This window comes from Vibrio sp. A1-1 (assembly GCF_021728175.1).
GTDB lineage: Bacteria > Pseudomonadota > Gammaproteobacteria > Enterobacterales > Vibrionaceae > Vibrio > Vibrio diabolicus.
Genome location: NZ_JAKKCL010000014.1, coordinates 12884 through 29966 on the forward strand (window position 1 = coordinate 12884; position 17083 = coordinate 29966).

A 17083-nucleotide genomic window follows, 5' to 3' on the forward strand; every position below is an offset into this window, starting at 1 on the left:
ATTCACGTCATAGTAAACCATAACGAAACAAGGTAAGGAACGTATGAACTCAGAGAGGTTACAAAATTTGTTGAGGATCGACGTTTTTTTTCTGTATGTCATCCAGAAGTCGATTAGCCTGATGGATGTTAACTTGTAATCGGTTGATTAGCATCTGTAACCGCTCAATTTCAGGAGTTTGCTTCGCTTTGAGCGTGTTTTCTAGCGCCTCCGTTTGTCCAGCTAAAATCGGCAAACCAAGGTTCAATGCCATACCTTTTGTTTTATGCAACGTGTCTTCTAGAGACGCGAAATCTTCAGCCATAAAATAATCAATAAGTTCATCAACCGATGATTCAAAATCGACAATAATACTTTTTAGTAGCTCATCTATCGCTTCCGGCGCTTCTTGCAAAGAAATGAGCATCTCTGAACTGGATAACTCTTCTTCTGTCAGCCGTAACTTCTCTATTGGCTTGCGCTGCAACTGGAGAACGTTGTTGTCATTCGTTAATGGTAAATTCTCTTTTGGTTCGAGCCTCGCAGCAAACTGTTTAAGAGCGTCCGAAAAGCTCTCTTGCTGTAGCGGTTTTGTAAGCACATGATCCGCTCCGGCTTCAATAAAGCTATCATGCGCCTCACGAAAGACATCTGCCGTATACGCAAAGAGTAATGTTTTGATACCTAACTCTTGTCGAATCACACGCGTCGCTTCAACACCATTCATCTCAGGCATGTGATTGTCCATTAGAATCAGGTCATATTCGTTATCTCTCGCCTTTTTAACCGCCACCAATCCGTTTTCAGCAACATCCACTTCATGTCCCAACTTTTCGCAAAACCCTTTCGCCACAATGGCGTTCACTCGGTTATCTTCAGCAAGCAATATCTGCAAATTGTGTGTTTTCTTGCGCGTTTTTGGTGGCTCTTGTGCCTTTGGAAGTTCGCATTCAACCCAAGGAATGGGCAGTTCGACGATGAATTGACTTCCGACGCCCTCCACACTTTTCAATGTAATCTTGCCATCCATCAAGCCAGTTAATTTTTTAACTATTGCCAAACCAAGCCCTGTGCCTCCAAATTTTCGGGTAGTTGAAGAATCGGCTTGCTCAAACGAGTTGAAAACATGTTCTTGCTTGTCTAGCGCGATACCAATACCAGTATCACTCACAATCATCACCAAGCAATGATTTACCTTATCAAGTTCTGTTCTGATTAACACATGCCCTTCACTGGTAAACTTCACCGCGTTGCCAGCAAGATTAAACAAGATCTGTCGTAAACGTGCGCAGTCTCCGGTAAATTCAATGTATTCAGGCACTTCATTTTCCACGATCAATTCGATATTTTTTTCATCGATGAGCGGTTTTATTGCGCTACACACAGGAGAAATGACTTGGTCTAAATTGAACTTAGCCTGCTCAAATTCCAGTTTGTTTTCTTCAACTTTAGAGAAATCCAAAATATCGTTAAGAATCGTCATCAAGTGTTGGCCAGAATCAAGAATGACTTTCACGTACTCTTTAGTCGTCGGCTCTTTGGTTTCCTCTGCAATCATTTGAGAAAGGCCTAATACACCATTCATCGGCGTTCTTAATTCGTGACTCATTGCGGCGAGAAAACTTGATTTGGCTTTTGCTGCTCGCTCGGCTTTATTTCGAGCCTCCTCGATTTCGAGGTTCAATTGTTTCAAGTTGTACATTCGATATTGCGACTGATACAAAAATGCACTGACTAACAACATCACGGCAATAAAAACAAACAACCAAGTGAAACGCGCTTCACTTTGGGCAATATTGAGTAGCCGATGCTCCGCATCCTCGATAAAAACAAAGTATCCATGATCAAGCAGTTCATTCGTGAGTAGTTCTATCCTTTTATCGCTCGCTTGAAGCCGATCTAAGAAATTGGCTTCACTTTCACTCTCAACTACGTTTTGTGTCAAAAGCAGTTGGTTGAGAAACTCAAAATAGTGATGCCCACTCAACGTCTTTCCGGTATCGGTAGAAATATCTTGCTGATATAAGTTGAATAGCATTAATAACGCGTATTGATTCTCTACCTGAACGCCAATCAACATATCGAGCTTCAGCGTTGTATCAAGCACACGGTTTTTGAATAGATTGAGCGTATCCTCAACTTTTTTATGATTGGGCGTCACAGGGAACCAAACTGACTCCCTTGATGAATTTAGCAAGTTCTCAGCTGCGACTTCTATATCTACTAAAGATGTCGTCAGTTCATAATTCTTCCTATCTTCAACCGCATATCGATTCACGATAACATCGCGCTCTTCAATCAACTTGTGCCCAATATCCGTCAACTCCGCGTGGAATTCTTGTGCACTTTTTGAATTCACATGTGACATATACGCCAATACACAACACGTCAGCATGGCAATAAAAAAGCAGAGATTAACCAGTTTGAATTTACTCATTTTCCAACACCTCTAAAATCACGGGTCTGGGTGCTGTCAAGGACTGTAAGAACGCTTCAATATCAGCGACACTTTCATCGCTCATCGTAATTCCGAGCTGCGTTTTCGCCATAATCTGTATCGCCTCAGATAACTGGTCAACTCGTCCGTTATGAAAATAAGGGCTTGTTAGGGCGACATTACGTAAACTGGCGACTCTAAAATAGAATTGTTCTTCACTTTCCGTCGTAATCAGGTGCCGTCCCGAATCCTCTACTACTGGCTTATCTTTGAAATAGGCGAACCTTTGTATCATCGCTCCGCCAATATTTTTGCCCTGATGACACTGTACGCAACCTGAAGACTGAAATGTTTTCCACCCCCTAATTTGCTGCTCACTGAGGACATGGGTGTAACCCAGTAAGTAGGCATCGAATGGTGCACCTGGAGTTTGGAGCCCTTCGACAAACTCCACAATGGCGGACTTAATATTGTTAATATTAATCGGTAGCTCACCATCACGACTAAATAGCGCTTGATAACGTTCGCTTCCTTTCACGTACTGCTCTATTGTTTGCCAGTTTGAGTCCATTTCTATTGGATTGTGGATTGGCCCATCAATCTGAGCCATCAAGGTGTTTTCGGTACCATCCCATAAAAAACGATAATTTAACGCTGCATTAAACACTGTGATGGAATTTCGAGTTCCATCACCTTTCACTCCTGTAGAGACGGGGGTATTTTCAGCGCCATTGGTTTGCAAGTTGTGGCACGTCGCACAACTGATGCTACCGTTTGAAGATAGCTGAGGATCACGAAAGAGATGCCAGCCAATTCTCGCCAGCTTAATATCTACGACAGGGTCACCTTCTATCGGCTGAACTAACGAAATATCACCTAGCACCTTAGCATTTCTTGCGATTGTTGCTTGGCTCAAAATGAGTGCCACAACAACTAATGTGATTATGCTGAATTGCCTCATCAACTGCATACCTTACACTTGCCATTAGTATGAAGTTAGTTGCATTTTTAGGTTTTTTCCATTAATGGAAAACGGTTACCAGAGCTGCACGCGGAGGGACTTTTATTTAAAGCTCACATAAGGAGCAAATGACGAAGGCGAGTAACGAAGAATTGACTCGCTTCGTGGAGTTATGTGTGCATATTTTAGCTTATAGAAGCCAGCAACCTTTGAACCCAAGTAATCTCACCATAGGAGATGAGATCGAAGATAGTAAAGAAAATGGCACAGATAATGGCCAGTTTGACCAAGCGTTGAACAATAAACATCATAATTACCCATCATTTTTTCGCAGTTTACTATTACAAAAGAAGTTTAGATACAGAAGAAAAGCACTAGTTACACTAATAGACTGTTTTATAAAAAGATTTATACCTTTACTAGCTGCACGATTAAACCGTAATTTGAATGCGCGGTACGTTATTGAGCATTTTAATTGCAAACACGAAAATCTAGTAATTAGGGCAAACGTTTCACTTACCATATCAGCTCAGCAAATCCTTCATTTTATCTCTATAATTTGAATCTATATCAACAATTTCTGTTAGAACATGTCGTACACTTTCAGTGAATTAACATCTATAACTATTTTTTAATGAAAACACTTCGCTTGTTTAACTTGAATCTTCGCTATAAAACCGCCCTATACTTTTCATTAGGACTGCTGGGCATGGTCATCAGCTTCCTTTTTATTAGCCGTTATTTTTTCCTGTATAGCTTAGATTAGCTCGAAGACATGGAAATTAACCATGCGAATCAGCAAGCACTCGCTGTCATCGACATGATGGTGAGCCAGCAAGAAAGCGCCTCATACGACTGGGCGTACTGGGACGAAACGTACGATCTGTTTGTTGATCGTGATATTGCGAAATATACCGAGCGAAACCTTTACACAGAGAGCATTGATGCGTTAAACCTCGATATGATGGCGTTTATCACGACTAATGGGCAAACTCTGCTCTCCTTAACTCGTGAGGATAACCCCGACACTTCTTCAGAACTCACCGCTAAAATGGCGAATCAACCTACTCTTCAAGATTACATCAAGTCCATGAATCACAAGCTTGATATCCATAGAGAGAGCATCTCAGGGTTGTTTAAAATCAACGATACTATTTGGGGTCTTAGCCTCAGCCCAGTTAGAAATAGTGAAGGCGACCGCCCTTCTAACGGATGGATGCTTTGGGGAAGAAACCTATCTTTGCGCTTTCCTGGAGACTTTAAATCCATTTTAACTGCGGAAAACTCATTAGAGACGCAGATGGTAAGTGGATCAGACAGTGGTGAGATGCGGGATATAGAGAAGACCTCGCGGTCAATAACAAAATGGGCCTCACTCTCTGATTTATCTGGTGAACCAATCGCATGGCTAAAAACGAAAACACAGCGAGAGCATTATGCGAAAGGTAATACGCTATTCATGTACCTGTTTGCAACGGTTGGCGTTGTGGCATCAATCATCGCTGCGGGTACCTACATCACGTTTAAAAATAAGGTCGCCACTCGCTTTAATCATTTTGCTGAAGGAATAAGCGAAATCGCCTCTCAATACCAGCTTGAAGGCTTGCACTCTGTAAAAGTAGACGAATTAGAGTTAGCGACAAAACTGGTACAAAAGCTCTCTGAAAATACATCGTTAACCCAACTGCAATTGAAAGACTCGATGGAAAAGTTTGGTGCTCTGTACCATAGCTCCTCACTGGGCATGCTAATTGTTATCGATCGTAAAATTGTCGATGTCAACCAACGAGCGTTAGATCTGTTGAGCTACAGCAAATCGCAATTGATAGATCGTCCTCTAGACACCTTGTGCCCATCGGAGGACGATGAATGTCGAGTTGACGCAATGTTCAGAGAGCTGAAAAACGGTAAAACACAATTCGAAGCGCAGGTGCTCGATAGCAATACAGAAGAAATCGACTGTTTGATAGAAGCCACGCTCATTCAACATCATGGTCAAAGTGCACTGATGTTATTGCTTCAGGATATGAGAGAGACAAAACAGCAAGCAGAAATGATCCAAAAACTCACCGACTTTGATCCGGTATCCGGTTTCTGTAACCGTCCTGTCATTCTCAATGCTCTGCACGAACTCGTAGAGACACGGCCAAACCATTTTTCGTTTGTGTACATTAACAGTAAGACTCTCAAACAAATTGCAGGGGTATACGGTCACCTCATTTTTGATGAAGTGATTCAATACATCGCATCCGCTATACGCGAGCAATTAGGGGCATTCCAAATAGGCCGAATTAGTGAGCATGAATTTATCGTTTTGATTCCAGATATCGAGCACCACCAAAAAGCGATAGATGCTACCAATCGATTATTGAATCATTTGTCACATAAGGTCCAGCTCTCCGGGATCATGATGTCATTAGACAGCAAAGCGGTGATGATGGATCTAAACATTACTCACCAGTCTGTCGAGCATTTGCTGCTTGCAGCACGTTTCTCATCGCAATCCGCTAAGGGTCGTCACTCTCACGAAGTATTAGTCATTGATGAAGAACTATCAGAGCAAGCGGAAACCTCTATGGTGATCAATCGCGATTTAGAAAATGCCATTAGACAAGATGCGATTAAACCTTTTTTCCAGCCTATCGTGGATGCTAAAACCACTGAAGTCATTAGCTTCGAAGCACTTGCCCGTTGGCAACATCCAACATTAGGGATGATTTCACCAGAAGTATTTATTCCGATGGCAGAACAAGGAAAACTTATCGTCGAATTGGGAGAGTCCATTCTCAAACAATCGTGCGAATTTATCAGTCGGCTCAACGGAGTTCGTCATGCGCAAGGTCTGTCGATGTTAAGCGTGCATGTGAACTTAAGCGCGCAGCACTTTTATCATGCAGGACTGATGCCCTACCTAAAAAAAGTGATGGCTCAATACAACCTCTCTGCGGGCCAGCTTGTGCTTGAAATTACTGAAAGTATGTTGATGGGCGGAGAAGTAGAATCTATCCAAAGCATTCAAGACATCAAGCGACTTGGTGTTGGACTCGCTTTGGACGATTTTGGTACTGGATACGCATCATTCAGTAGCGTATGTAATTTTCCATTGGATATTGTGAAGCTGGATAAATCTTATATCGACGAGATTGAAACCAATGACAGAGCGAAAACACTGGTAAGAAACATTGCCAACATGTCTCAAGAATTAGGGTTAACTATTGTCGCCGAAGGTGTTGAAACCGCGAGCCAAGTACGCAAGCTTAAAGTTTGGAATATTGATGAGTTGCAAGGGTTTTACTTCCACAAACCGATGCCTGCCGAGCAAGCGCTCGTTCAATTTTCTCGCCACGTAAACAGTTAGTCTCTCTCCTCTAAGACACATTAGGAAGGCAAAGTGATTACCGTCACTTTGCCTTTTTGTTGAACCTTTTCACACCAGACGCCCCACGATTCGTGACTACCGATATTCATATTAAGGCCCGTAGCCTCAGATATGCCATGATAAATGCTGATATGACTAATTCGAGTGATCAATTACTTATTTGCACTAGTATTACTGCGTATATACTTGAATTAGGTTTTCAAAAAGTCCCTGTGACCGCACAAGGAGGACTGCATGAAACGACTATGGATATGGGTCTTACCTTTACTTTTGTTTGCTAGTCAAGCACTGGCCAATACTGTCTGGATTGTTCCCGTCAAAGGCGCTATCGGTCCTGCTACCAGCGACTACTTGTCTCGTGAGATAGAAGAGGCACAACTCAACGGTGTCAGTTTAGTGATCTTAGAGATGGACACTCCTGGCGGCTTAGACAGCGCAATGAGAGATATTATTCACGCGATTACCACCTCCTCCACTCCAGTTGCGACTTGGGTTGGCCCGTCAGGCTCAAGAGCGGCTAGCGCAGGGACATACATTTTACTCGCCAGCCACGTTGCTGCCATGGCTGAAGCCACCAACCTTGGCGCGGCAACACCCGTCGCGTTAGGTGGTGCTCCTCAGCCCCCTTCATCGGATGATGGCAAAGATCAAAACGCGGAAGAAACGTCAGAAGGAACCAACGAAAGTTCAGAGAAAGTTCCCGCGAAAACCGCGATGGAGAAAAAGGTGATTAATGATGCTAGAGCCTATATTAAAGGCTTAGCAAAGCTTCATGGCCGAAATGCAGATTGGGCAGAGAAAGCAGTGAGCGAAGCAGCGAGTTTGGACGCCACAGAGGCATTGGAGTTAAACGTTATTGATTATATAGCCAACTCACCAGAGGATTTAGTCAAAGCCATTGATGGACAAACTGTTAAAGTTAACAATCGCGATGTGACATTGTCACTGAAAAATCCCGTATGGATTGAAAGAACACCCGATTGGCGAGCAGAAATGCTAGCCGTTATCACAAACCCAAACGTCGCCTACATCCTGATGCTCATTGGTATCTACGGTTTGCTTCTTGAGTTTTACAACCCAGGCATTGGCTTACCCGGCGTGTTGGGTGGTATTTGTTTGCTCCTCGCCATGTATGCATTACAAATGATGCCTGTGAACTACGCTGGGCTTGGTCTGCTGTTACTCGGAATTGCACTGATGATCGCAGAAGCATTCAGTCCGAGCTTTGGCATTTTGGGCTTAGGTGGCGTTGTCGCCTTTGTGCTCGGTTCCATATTCCTCATGGACAGTGAGTTGCCAGGGTTTCAGATCGCCCTTCCTTTAATTTTCGGTATTTCTATCTTTTCTGTCGCGCTGATCGTGTTGACGGTCGGCCTGCTGCTCAAAATACGACGACGACGTGTGACAACAGGTTTAGAAACTTACCCAGGGAAAATCGCTGTTGTGAGCGATGACTTTATCGATGGCGAAGGGCGCGTTCAACTTGACGGTGCGCTATGGAGAGCCAAAACCAAAGACCATCAACAACTCAAACAAGGTGATCATGTCACCATTGTGAATGTGAAAGGGCTGACCTTAACCGTGATGCCTGATGACCGCCAAAATAAATAGGAGGCGCTTTATGATGCTCTATACTGTTGCGGTGATCGTGGTGCTGTTGTTCGCACTTGCGACCCAAATGTTTAAGGTTTTGAGAGAGTATGAACGTGGGGTTGTATTCTTTCTTGGTCGCTTTCAAGAAGTAAAAGGCCCTGGCTTAATCATTCTTATCCCATTTATCCAACAAATGGTACGGGTGGATTTACGTACTGTCGTTTTGGATGTGCCGACACAAGACTTGATAACCAAAGATAACGTGTCTGTACGCGTCAATGCGGTTGTTTATTTCCGCGTAGTCGATCCTCAAATGGCAATTAACAACATTGAAAGTTACAGCGATGCCACCAGTCAGTTAGCGCAAACCACGCTGCGATCAGTATTAGGTCAACATGAACTGGATGAATTACTATCAGAGCGCGAGCGTCTCAATAAGGATTTACAATCCATCCTCGATCAACAGACTGATGACTGGGGCATCAAGATTGCCACGGTTGAAGTCAAACATGTTGATTTAAATGACAGCATGGTCAGAGCGCTAGCGCGTCAGGCTGAGGCAGAACGTAACCGTCGTGCGAAAATCATTCACGCTACCGGTGAGTTAGAAGCTTCTAATAAATTAAAAGAGGCAGCTCAAATGCTCAACGAAGCGCCGAATGCGCTGCAATTGCGTTACATGCAGACACTCACGGAAATCACGACAGACAAAACATCGACTATTATCTTCCCTATGCCGATCAACCTTGTCGAAGCCGTCAGTGATATCGCCGAAGCGGTAAAAAAGAATAAAGAGACACAAGACAAATAAAAGCCATACTCAAGGAAGTAAGCTGTTTACACGTTACTTCCTTGCTTTAACTTGCTTGTTTTCGAAGAGCATTTAGTTTCTCTTTTAGTGTTTGGAGCACTCCCGCTTCATTACCGACAAACCTGTGTTAAAACAAGCTCTCCACGCTGTTTCGACATCATCGTCGTATTCAAAATCACACTCTTGAACCGTTTCGATAAGGCTTTCAAACCAAACATCAATATCCTGTGGTTCAATGCCAATATCGGAACTCGCATGCTTCTTACCATATTTCTCCACCATCTTGTGCGCCTCGTTAGAGGTATCGGCCATCATAAAAAACACGATAGATCCTCTAAGCATTCGCACCTGTTGGTGCATGTCGACACCATCAAACTTTTGTCTGAAGCTTGTACTTTTTGACCATAAATTCCTGTAAAACAAGTCGAAAAAGCCTTGGTTCGCGATACAACGTTCATAACTATCGTTGAAAACTTGAATCACGCTCATGTTGCTCTCCATTACTCTCTTAATACGAGTGTAATTTAATAATCATCAAAAGCATCTAAATGATGATGCCTAACCCTATGAAGCACACCAATTTTCAATAAAAAGTAAAAAGTGATTCAAATAAACGCCCTCTTATCAATGAAAAAATATCCCGTATTATGAATCCATATTCGAGGTACGCATGGTTGTCGATGCTAAGCGCATCCTCATTTGTCACAAAAATAAAAAGGATACAAACGTGTCTCATCAAATCATTACTGATCTAAACAGCCGCTACACTGCTAAAAAATACGACGAAACTAAACGCGTTTCTCAAGAAGATATGGCAATCATCAAAGAAGCACTCCGTCTTTCAGCGTCTTCGATTAACTCGCAACCTTGGAAATTCATCGTGATTGAAAGTGATGAGGCCAAGCAACGTTTCCACGATACATTTGCAAATATGCACCAATTTAACCAGCCACATGCTAAAGCCGCGTCACATACGATTCTGTTTGCGTACGATCCAAACTTCACCAAAGAGAAGTTCGCGAAACGTGTGGATGCCGAAGTAACGTCTGGCCACCTACCGGCGGAAATGTACAACAACTTTATGGGCGCCTACGCTTTTGCCGATGCAAATACGGATGAAAATGGCTTTAACGGAAACTGGACAAAAGCACAAGTCTATTTAGCGCTAGGCAATCTACTACACACCTTGGCTCGTCTGGGTATTGACTCAACGCCGATGGAAGGTGTAGATCCAACACTGATTGGAGAAGTATTCAAAGAAGAATTAGAAGGCCATGTCTGTGAAGTTGCACTGGCGATTGGCTACCACAAAGACGGGGAAGATTATAATCATGGCCTACCAAAAGCTCGCCTTGCGATGGATGATGTAATTACGACTCTATAGTCGACCGTTTCCTTAGCTTAACTACTTAACTCATTGTTTAAAACCAAAAGAGCCGCACTAATGTGCGGCTCTTTTTTAGCTAGGCTTCAACTCTACTCTAACTTTATGCCACTTGCTCAGACTTAAAGTTACCAAGCAATGCATCGTAAAGCTCGTTGTCGCTTAACACACCAACTAACTGGTTGTCCTCCACCATAAGCAGAGGCTGATTGCTGCGCTGCTTAAGCTCAATCGCTTCTCGCATACTGATTTCCGGGCTAACCTGAACCAGAGAATTTTCGTTTACCTCATCAAGGTTCGAAGAATCGCTCTTCCATTGAACCAACGACTTATCTGTATCCGCTAAGCTTAAGCCTTTGCTCTCTTGGGTCACCCAAATACCTTTGTCAGGGCAAATCAGAACACGCTCATCTTCACGAACTAAGTCGTCACGCATCAAAGAGCGTCCCTTAAGTACGTTCAATGGATTAGTGTGGGCTACAAAGTCAGCCACATAATCGTTTTCTGGAGCAAGAATGATCTGCTCGGGCTTGCCGTGTTGAATCAACTTTCCTGATTCCATAATGGCGATGTTGTTACCGATTTTTAGCGCTTCATCCAAATCGTGACTCACAAAAAGAATGGTTTTGTTTAGCTTTTCTTGAAGCAGAATCAATTCATCTTGAAGCTGAGCACGAATCAATGGGTCAAGCGCTGAAAACGGCTCATCCATTAACAAGATATCTGTGTCCATCGCGAACGCTCGCGCTAGGCCAACACGCTGCTGCATACCACCAGAGAGCTCGTGCGGGAATTTCGTTTCCCACTCAGACAAACCGACCATTTCGAGCTGTTCACGCGCTTTTTTACGGCGCTCTGTTTTGCCAATGCCTTGCATTTCTAGACCAAACGCAACGTTATCTAATACCGTTAACCATGGCATCAATGCAAACTTCTGAAACACCATGGATACGCGGTGAGTACGAAGGTGGCGCAACTTCTGTTCGTCACAGTTAGAGAGCTCAACCATGTCGTCGCCGTCTTTAATTTTCAGAGAGCCACGAGAAATTTCGTTCAACCCGTTAACTGTTCGCAGCAAACTTGATTTACCCGAGCCTGAAAGCCCCATCAAAACACAGATCTCCCCCTGTTTCACGTTCAGCGAAACATTATCAACCCCAACCACTTGGCCAGTTTCGTCGATGATTTCTTGTCGAGACTTGCCTTGGTCTAGTAGTGCTAACGCTTGTGACTGCTGCTGACCAAAAACCACATCAAGATTTTGAATAGTAATAGCGTCCATGATTAAGCCTCCTTCTGGTTTGGTGCTTTACACAAGCGGTCAAGAATGATGGCGACGAGTACAATCGCTAAACCCGCTTCAAAACCTTGCGAGATGTTTACGGTATTCAGTGCGCGTACGACTGGCTTACCAAGTCCATCAGCACCAACAAGTGCCGCAATGACCACCATAGAGAGAGACAACATAATACATTGCGTAACACCGGCCATAATACTTGGTAATGCCGCAGGTAATTCCACCTTAAACAGCAACTTCATGCGGCTTGCACCAAATGCTTTGCCCGCTTCCAGTAGCTCCTCCGGCACTTTAATAATACCGAGGTACGTCAATCGAATTGGCGCAGCGATAGCGAAAATGATGGTCGAGATTAGGCCAGGGACAATACCTAAGCCAAACAGAACCAAAGTTGGAATTAGGTAAACGAATGTCGGTACGGTCTGCATCAAATCGAGGATTGGTCGCAACAAGGTGTATAACCAAGGACGGTGTGCCGCCATAATGCCCAACGGCACGCCAATTAATACGGAAATCGTTGTCGCTGCAAACACAAGGACAAAGGTTTCCAGCATTTCTTGCCAGTAACCAAGGTTGAGAATGGCGAGCAAGGCCAACACGATGAATACAACAAGCGGAATGCTGCGGTGTAAGAACCAAGCAATTGCCGCCGTCATAATGATTGGCGCTGCAGGTGGCATCCATTTAAAAATGTCCACCACGAAAAGAATGATCGTTTCAAGTGTAATAGAGATTGCATCGAAGAAACCCGATGCATTGATGGTTAACCAATCGACGCCAGTTTCCATCCATTGGCCCAACGGTAGTTTGTTGTCCGTAATAAAATTCAAAATAAAACCTTTGTGTTAATGAAGCGGGCATGACTGCCCACTTTCTTTTTCAAAAAAACGCGCTTAAAAACTGCTTAATTAAGCGTTAGTTTTTAAATAGTTTGTAATTGCTGTTACTGCGTCTTGACCATCCACCGTCTTAACGCCTTCTAGCCACGCTTCAATTTGTTCTTGGTTGGCGTTCAACCATGCTTGCGCTGCTTTCGACGGTTTCTGCTTCTGGTTGAGAATCGCTTCCATCAATTCGTTTTCCATTTCTAGGTTGAATTCTAGGTTTTTCACTAGCTGACCTACATTTGGACACTCAGCAAGGTAGTTTTTACGTACGTTTGTGTACACATTCGCGCCGCCGTAGTTAGGGCCGAAGAAGTCGTCACCACCCGCTAGGTATTCCATTTCAACGTTGCTATTCATTGGGTGCGGGGCCCAACCTAGGTACACAATCCATTGGTTGCGGCGCGCAGCACGTGATACTTGAGACACCATGCCAGCTTCGCTGGATTCAACTAGGCTGAAGTCTTTTAGGCCGAATGCGTTGCTATCAATCATTGACTGAATTAAGCGGTTACCATCGTTACCTGGTTCAATGCCGTAAATGCGGTCTTTAAATTTGTCGGCATGTTTTACTAGGTCAGCGAAGTTGGTCACGCCTGCGTCATAAACGTATTTTGGAACCGCTAGCGTGTATTTTGCGCCGACGAGGTTCGCTCGTACGGTTTCAACGGTACCTGCATCACGGTATTTCGCGATGTCACCTTCCATTGTTGGCATCCAGTTACCTAGGAAAATGTCGATATCGCCATTGGCCATAGAGGAGTAAGTTACAGGCACTGACAGAAGATCGGTCTTCGTTTTGTACCCCAACCCTTTTAGCAGCTCAGATGTCACGGCGGTGGTCGCCGTAATGTCGGTCCAACCTACATCTGCAAAACGTACCGTTTCACATTGGTTGGCATAAGCGCCTGTTGCTAAAGTACTTAGTGCGATTGTTGAGAAGATTTTTGTCATCTTAGACATATTGAATTCCTTGTAATGATTACTGACTTTTTTCGTTTTTATGAGATCGAATCGAGATCTCTTTTTGGCGGATGCATTCGTTGCATCTCTTGCCAGTTCGGTGCAATCCAAACTGGTGCGTTGTTCGACGTTTCCAGGGCGTTATCCAAAATCATGTCCGCGGCGCGTTCTGCCACCATAATAGTTGGCGCATTTAAATTACCGTTCGGAATGGTTGGGAAAATAGAAGAGTCCACCACACGCAAGCCTTGAATACCACGTACTTGGCATCGCTCATTCAAAACCGCTAATGGGTCATTGTCTGCGCCCATTTTGCAGGTACAAGATGGATGGTAAGCACTCTCGACATTCTGCTTCACCCATTCATCAATTTGCTCATCCGTTGTGATATTCAGACCCGGCTGGATCTCATCACCACGAAACTCATCCATGGCTGGCTGATTGAGGATCTCGCGAGTAAGGCGAATACAATCACGCCAATCCTGCTTATCTTGTTCAGTGGAAATGTAGTTAAACTCAATCTTCGGCTTATCATTCGGATTCGCAGATACAACTTCGACCGAGCCGCGACTTTCGGGCTTGTTAGGTCCAACATGCACTTGGAAACCATGACCGTCAAAAGCAGCTTGTCCGTCATAACGCATTGCCGCTGGCAAAAAGTGATATTGAATATTTGGCCACTTTAGTCCCTCACGAGAACGGATAAACGCACATGATTCAAAGTGGTTAGTAGCCCCAAGGCCTTTGCGAGTTAATATCCACTCAGTGCCAATCAAGCCCTTGCTCACCAAACCTAATTTGCTGTTGAGCGTGATAGGTTGCTTACAGTGATATTGGAAGTACACTTCTAAGTGATCTTGCAGGTTTTTACCTACCCCTTCCAACGGATGTTTCACCTCAATGCCCGCTTTTTCTAATACTGCTTTAGGGCCAATGCCTGAAAGCTGTAGTAGCTGCACAGAGCCTACCGAGCCGGCACTCGAAACCACTTCATGGTTCGCAAAACATTGCTGAACTGAACCTGACTTTTCGAATTCAACACCAACCGCTTTCTTGCCTTCTGCGCCTGTTTCTTCTAGTAATACGCGATGAACTGTCACTCGCTTCATTAGGGTGAAGTTTTTGCGTTTTTTAGTACGGCTTAAGTATGCATTAGAGGTTGAAGCGCGTACGCCTTTGTCAACGGTCATATGCATTGGACCAAAGCCCTCTTGCTGATAACCGTTGTAATCTTTTGTTTCTGGGTAGCCCGCTTCTTTGCCTGCATCAATAAAAGCTTGATACAGCGGATTGAGCTTCATATCGTTGCCGTTACATGTGCCGACTGGGCCATTATCGCCTCGGTATTCATCTGCGCCACCGACCCAAGACTCTGCTTTACGGAAATAAGGCAAACACGATTGATAATTCCAGCCTTTCGCGCCTTCCTCTTCCCACTGGTCAAAGTCACAAGCGTGTCCACGAACGTAAACCATGCCGTTGATAGACGAACTACCGCCAAGAACTTTCCCGCGAGGACAATGAAGTTGGCGACCATCCAACCCTTGCTCTTCAACCGTCTCAAACTGCCACGCGTATTTTTCAGTGTTCATCGGGTAAGAAAGCGCCGTCGGCATTTGGATAAAAATACTTTTATCCGACCCACCCGCTTCGAGTAATAGGACCGAATATTGACCACTTTCACTTAAGCGATCCGCTAACACACAGCCGGCCGAACCCGCACCGACGATGATATAATCGTAGTGTTGTTGCATTTGATTCTCCTAGGAGTTAATACCAATCACAGTAGATAAGTGAACGAAATTAGCGTAGGAAAAATGCTTGAGAACAAGGCGGAAATTTTCGATAAGTAGTTAGCCTACAATCAAAATTGACAACGCAGTTATCGAGCATTTTAACAAGCTAAAGTGGTCAGTTATCTACTACGATTGGTATCATTTGTAAGGGCTTTCGAAGTCGCTTAGCTGAACCAGAACACTCTTCGTTTGCGTGTAATGTTTAAGGGTTTCGACACCGTTTTCACGGCCAACACCTGATTGTTTGTAGCCACCAACTGGCATTTCCGCAGGTGAGTCACCCCATGTGTTCACCCAACAAATACCAGCTTGAATTTGATGAATCACGCGGTGAGCACGAGATAGGTTTTGAGTAAATACGCCTGCAGCCAAGCCATAATCGGTGCCATTTGCACGCGCAATCACTTCCGACTCATCGCGGAATTTCAGCACTGACATTACCGGACCAAAGATTTCTTGCTGAACGTGGCTCATGTCATCATCGCAATCGACAAATACGGTTGGAGCAACAAAGTTACCATTAGCTAGGCCATTGTCTGTTACTTTGTAGCCGCCAGTTAGTAACGTCGCGCCACTCGCTTTCGCGGCTTCAATCGCTCCTAGTACTTTCGATTCATGATCTTTAGAGATCAGCGCGCCAATTTGCGTGTTCTCATCAAGCGGATCGCCGACAACTAACAACTCAGTTCGAGCTTTAAGTTGTGCGATAAAGTCATCATAAATACCTTCATGAACAAACACGCGTGTACCGTGCGTACAAACTTCACCTTGCGTGTAGAAGTTCGCCACCATGGCCGCAGAAACGGCATCGTTTAACTTTGCATCATCAAAAATAATCAGTGGAGACTTACCACCCAGCTCCATCGTTACTTGTTTTAGTGTCTTAGCGCTGTCACTCATGACGACTTTACCGGTGCCTGATTCGCCCGTGAACGATACTTTTGCGATGTCAGGATGCGCCGTTAGCATCTGCCCTACTCGGTAATCCCCTTGTACGACATTAAATACGCCATCTGGCATGCCCGCTTCTGAATAAATTTCTGCTAGCTTAAGCGCTGTTAATGGTGTTTCTTCTGATGGTTTGAAGATCATAGCGTTGCCCGCAGCCAGTGCCGGCGCCGATTTCCACATCGCTATTTGGATTGGATAATTCCAAGCGCCAATACCTGCGCAAATGCCCAATGGCTCGCGACGTGTGTAGAAAAACTGGTCTTCGCTGAGTGGCTGCTGTTCACCTTGCAAGCTTGGAGCAAGACCCGCATAGTACTCAAGAACATCGGCACCTGTTGTTATATCAACCGCGATAGCTTCTTGAATTGGCTTACCAGTATCTGCCACTTCTAATGCAGCCAGCTCGTCATTACGCTCACGTAAAATGGCAACGGCTTTGTGTAAAATACGGCTACGCTCGATCGCAGTCATTGCTGACCATGCAGCAAAACCTTTCTTTGCCGACTCAATCGCCGCTTCGAGATCGTCTTGGTTCGCTTGTTTAATGTTGGCCAATGGCTCACCATTCGCCGGATTGTAAGTGGTGAAGTGCTCATCTGAACACCCGTTGTACATCGCACCATTGATATAGTGTGCTTTCATTTCCAT

11 protein-coding genes and 1 pseudogene are annotated in these 17083 nt (G+C 44.4%); 4 read left to right on the forward strand and 8 right to left on the reverse strand.

The genetic code is table 11. The annotated features are described in order from the left end of the window. Positions 1–58: 58 nt before the first annotated feature. Positions 59–2416 carry an ATP-binding protein gene (locus L3V30_RS18125; protein ID WP_237309451.1) on the reverse strand — a complete coding sequence of 786 codons (2358 nt, stop codon included), beginning with the start codon at positions 2414–2416 and terminating at the stop codon, positions 59–61. After that, on the reverse strand, positions 2409–3377 hold the full coding sequence (locus tag L3V30_RS18130) for a cytochrome c peroxidase (protein ID WP_167394253.1): 969 nt from the start codon (positions 3375–3377) through the stop codon (positions 2409–2411). Before L3V30_RS18130 ends, L3V30_RS18125 begins: the two co-directional genes overlap by 8 nt. A 709-nt stretch (positions 3378–4086) precedes the next feature. On the opposite strand from L3V30_RS18130, the pseudogene L3V30_RS18135 reads away from it, so the two are divergent. From L3V30_RS18135 to L3V30_RS18145, 3 genes and pseudogenes are all read left to right on the forward strand, one after another. Continuing rightward, a pseudogene (locus tag L3V30_RS18135) lies at positions 4087–6735 on the forward strand (EAL domain-containing protein). A gap of 255 nt (positions 6736–6990) precedes the next feature. Further along, the gene (locus L3V30_RS18140; protein ID WP_074190562.1) at positions 6991–8367 is read left to right on the forward strand and encodes a nodulation protein NfeD; all 1377 of its coding nucleotides are present in this window, start codon (positions 6991–6993) and stop codon (positions 8365–8367) included. A 10-nt stretch (positions 8368–8377) separates the two neighbouring features. After that, a complete protein-coding gene (locus tag L3V30_RS18145) occupies positions 8378–9160 on the forward strand; it encodes a slipin family protein (RefSeq protein ID WP_005373196.1) in 783 nt (260 codons plus the stop codon). Positions 9161–9244: 84 nt separating this feature from the next. Here L3V30_RS18145 and L3V30_RS18150 read toward each other — a convergent pair whose 3' ends face one another. Further along, a complete protein-coding gene (locus L3V30_RS18150) occupies positions 9245–9649 on the reverse strand; it encodes a globin (RefSeq protein ID WP_237309452.1) in 405 nt (134 codons plus the stop codon). A gap of 238 nt (positions 9650–9887) precedes the next feature. Between L3V30_RS18150 and L3V30_RS18155 the strand changes: the two genes are divergently transcribed. Then, complete coding sequence (locus L3V30_RS18155) at positions 9888–10544, forward strand: NAD(P)H-dependent oxidoreductase (RefSeq protein WP_031780265.1); 657 nt, start codon at positions 9888–9890, stop codon at positions 10542–10544. 103 nt (positions 10545–10647) lie between these two features. Here the strand turns inward: L3V30_RS18155 and choV are convergent, their stop codons facing one another. The 5 genes from choV to betB form a co-directional block, all read right to left on the reverse strand. Then, a complete protein-coding gene (gene choV, locus L3V30_RS18160) occupies positions 10648–11826 on the reverse strand; it encodes a choline ABC transporter ATP-binding protein (protein ID WP_237309453.1) in 1179 nt (392 codons plus the stop codon). A 2-nt stretch (positions 11827–11828) separates the two neighbouring features. Further along, a complete protein-coding gene (choW, locus tag L3V30_RS18165; RefSeq protein WP_005392552.1) occupies positions 11829–12671 on the reverse strand; it encodes a choline ABC transporter permease subunit in 843 nt (280 codons plus the stop codon). 78 nt (positions 12672–12749) lie between these two features. Beyond that, positions 12750–13688, reverse strand: a complete 939-nt coding sequence (locus L3V30_RS18170) for a choline ABC transporter substrate-binding protein (RefSeq protein ID WP_005392553.1) — start codon at positions 13686–13688, stop codon at positions 12750–12752. Between the two features lie 38 nt (positions 13689–13726). Continuing rightward, positions 13727–15442 (reverse strand): choline dehydrogenase, encoded by a 1716-nt coding sequence (gene betA / locus L3V30_RS18175; RefSeq protein WP_237309454.1) that lies wholly within the window; start codon positions 15440–15442, stop codon positions 13727–13729. Between the two features lie 180 nt (positions 15443–15622). Beyond that, the gene (betB, locus tag L3V30_RS18180) at positions 15623–17083 is read right to left on the reverse strand and encodes a betaine-aldehyde dehydrogenase (RefSeq protein ID WP_182036103.1); all 1461 of its coding nucleotides are present in this window, start codon (positions 17081–17083) and stop codon (positions 15623–15625) included.

What these genes read in the sequence shown, in the direction of transcription:
- L3V30_RS18125 (WP_237309451.1), bottom strand. Translation starts at nt 2,416, where the DNA reads ATGAGTAAATTCAAACTGGTTAATCTCTGCTTTTTTATTGCCATGCTG.
- L3V30_RS18130 (WP_167394253.1), bottom strand. Translation starts at nt 3,377, where the DNA reads ATGAGGCAATTCAGCATAATCACATTAGTTGTTGTGGCACTCATTTTG.
- L3V30_RS18140 (WP_074190562.1), top strand. Translation starts at nt 6,991, where the DNA reads ATGAAACGACTATGGATATGGGTCTTACCTTTACTTTTGTTTGCTAGT.
- L3V30_RS18145 (WP_005373196.1), top strand. Translation starts at nt 8,378, where the DNA reads ATGATGCTCTATACTGTTGCGGTGATCGTGGTGCTGTTGTTCGCACTT.
- L3V30_RS18150 (WP_237309452.1), bottom strand. Translation starts at nt 9,649, where the DNA reads ATGAGCGTGATTCAAGTTTTCAACGATAGTTATGAACGTTGTATCGCG.
- choV (WP_237309453.1), bottom strand. Translation starts at nt 11,826, where the DNA reads ATGGACGCTATTACTATTCAAAATCTTGATGTGGTTTTTGGTCAGCAG.
- L3V30_RS18170 (WP_005392553.1), bottom strand. Translation starts at nt 13,688, where the DNA reads ATGTCTAAGATGACAAAAATCTTCTCAACAATCGCACTAAGTACTTTA.
- betA (WP_237309454.1), bottom strand. Translation starts at nt 15,442, where the DNA reads ATGCAACAACACTACGATTATATCATCGTCGGTGCGGGTTCGGCCGGC.
- betB (WP_182036103.1), bottom strand. Translation starts at nt 17,083, where the DNA reads ATGGAAATGAAAGCACACTATATCAATGGTGCGATGTACAACGGGTGT.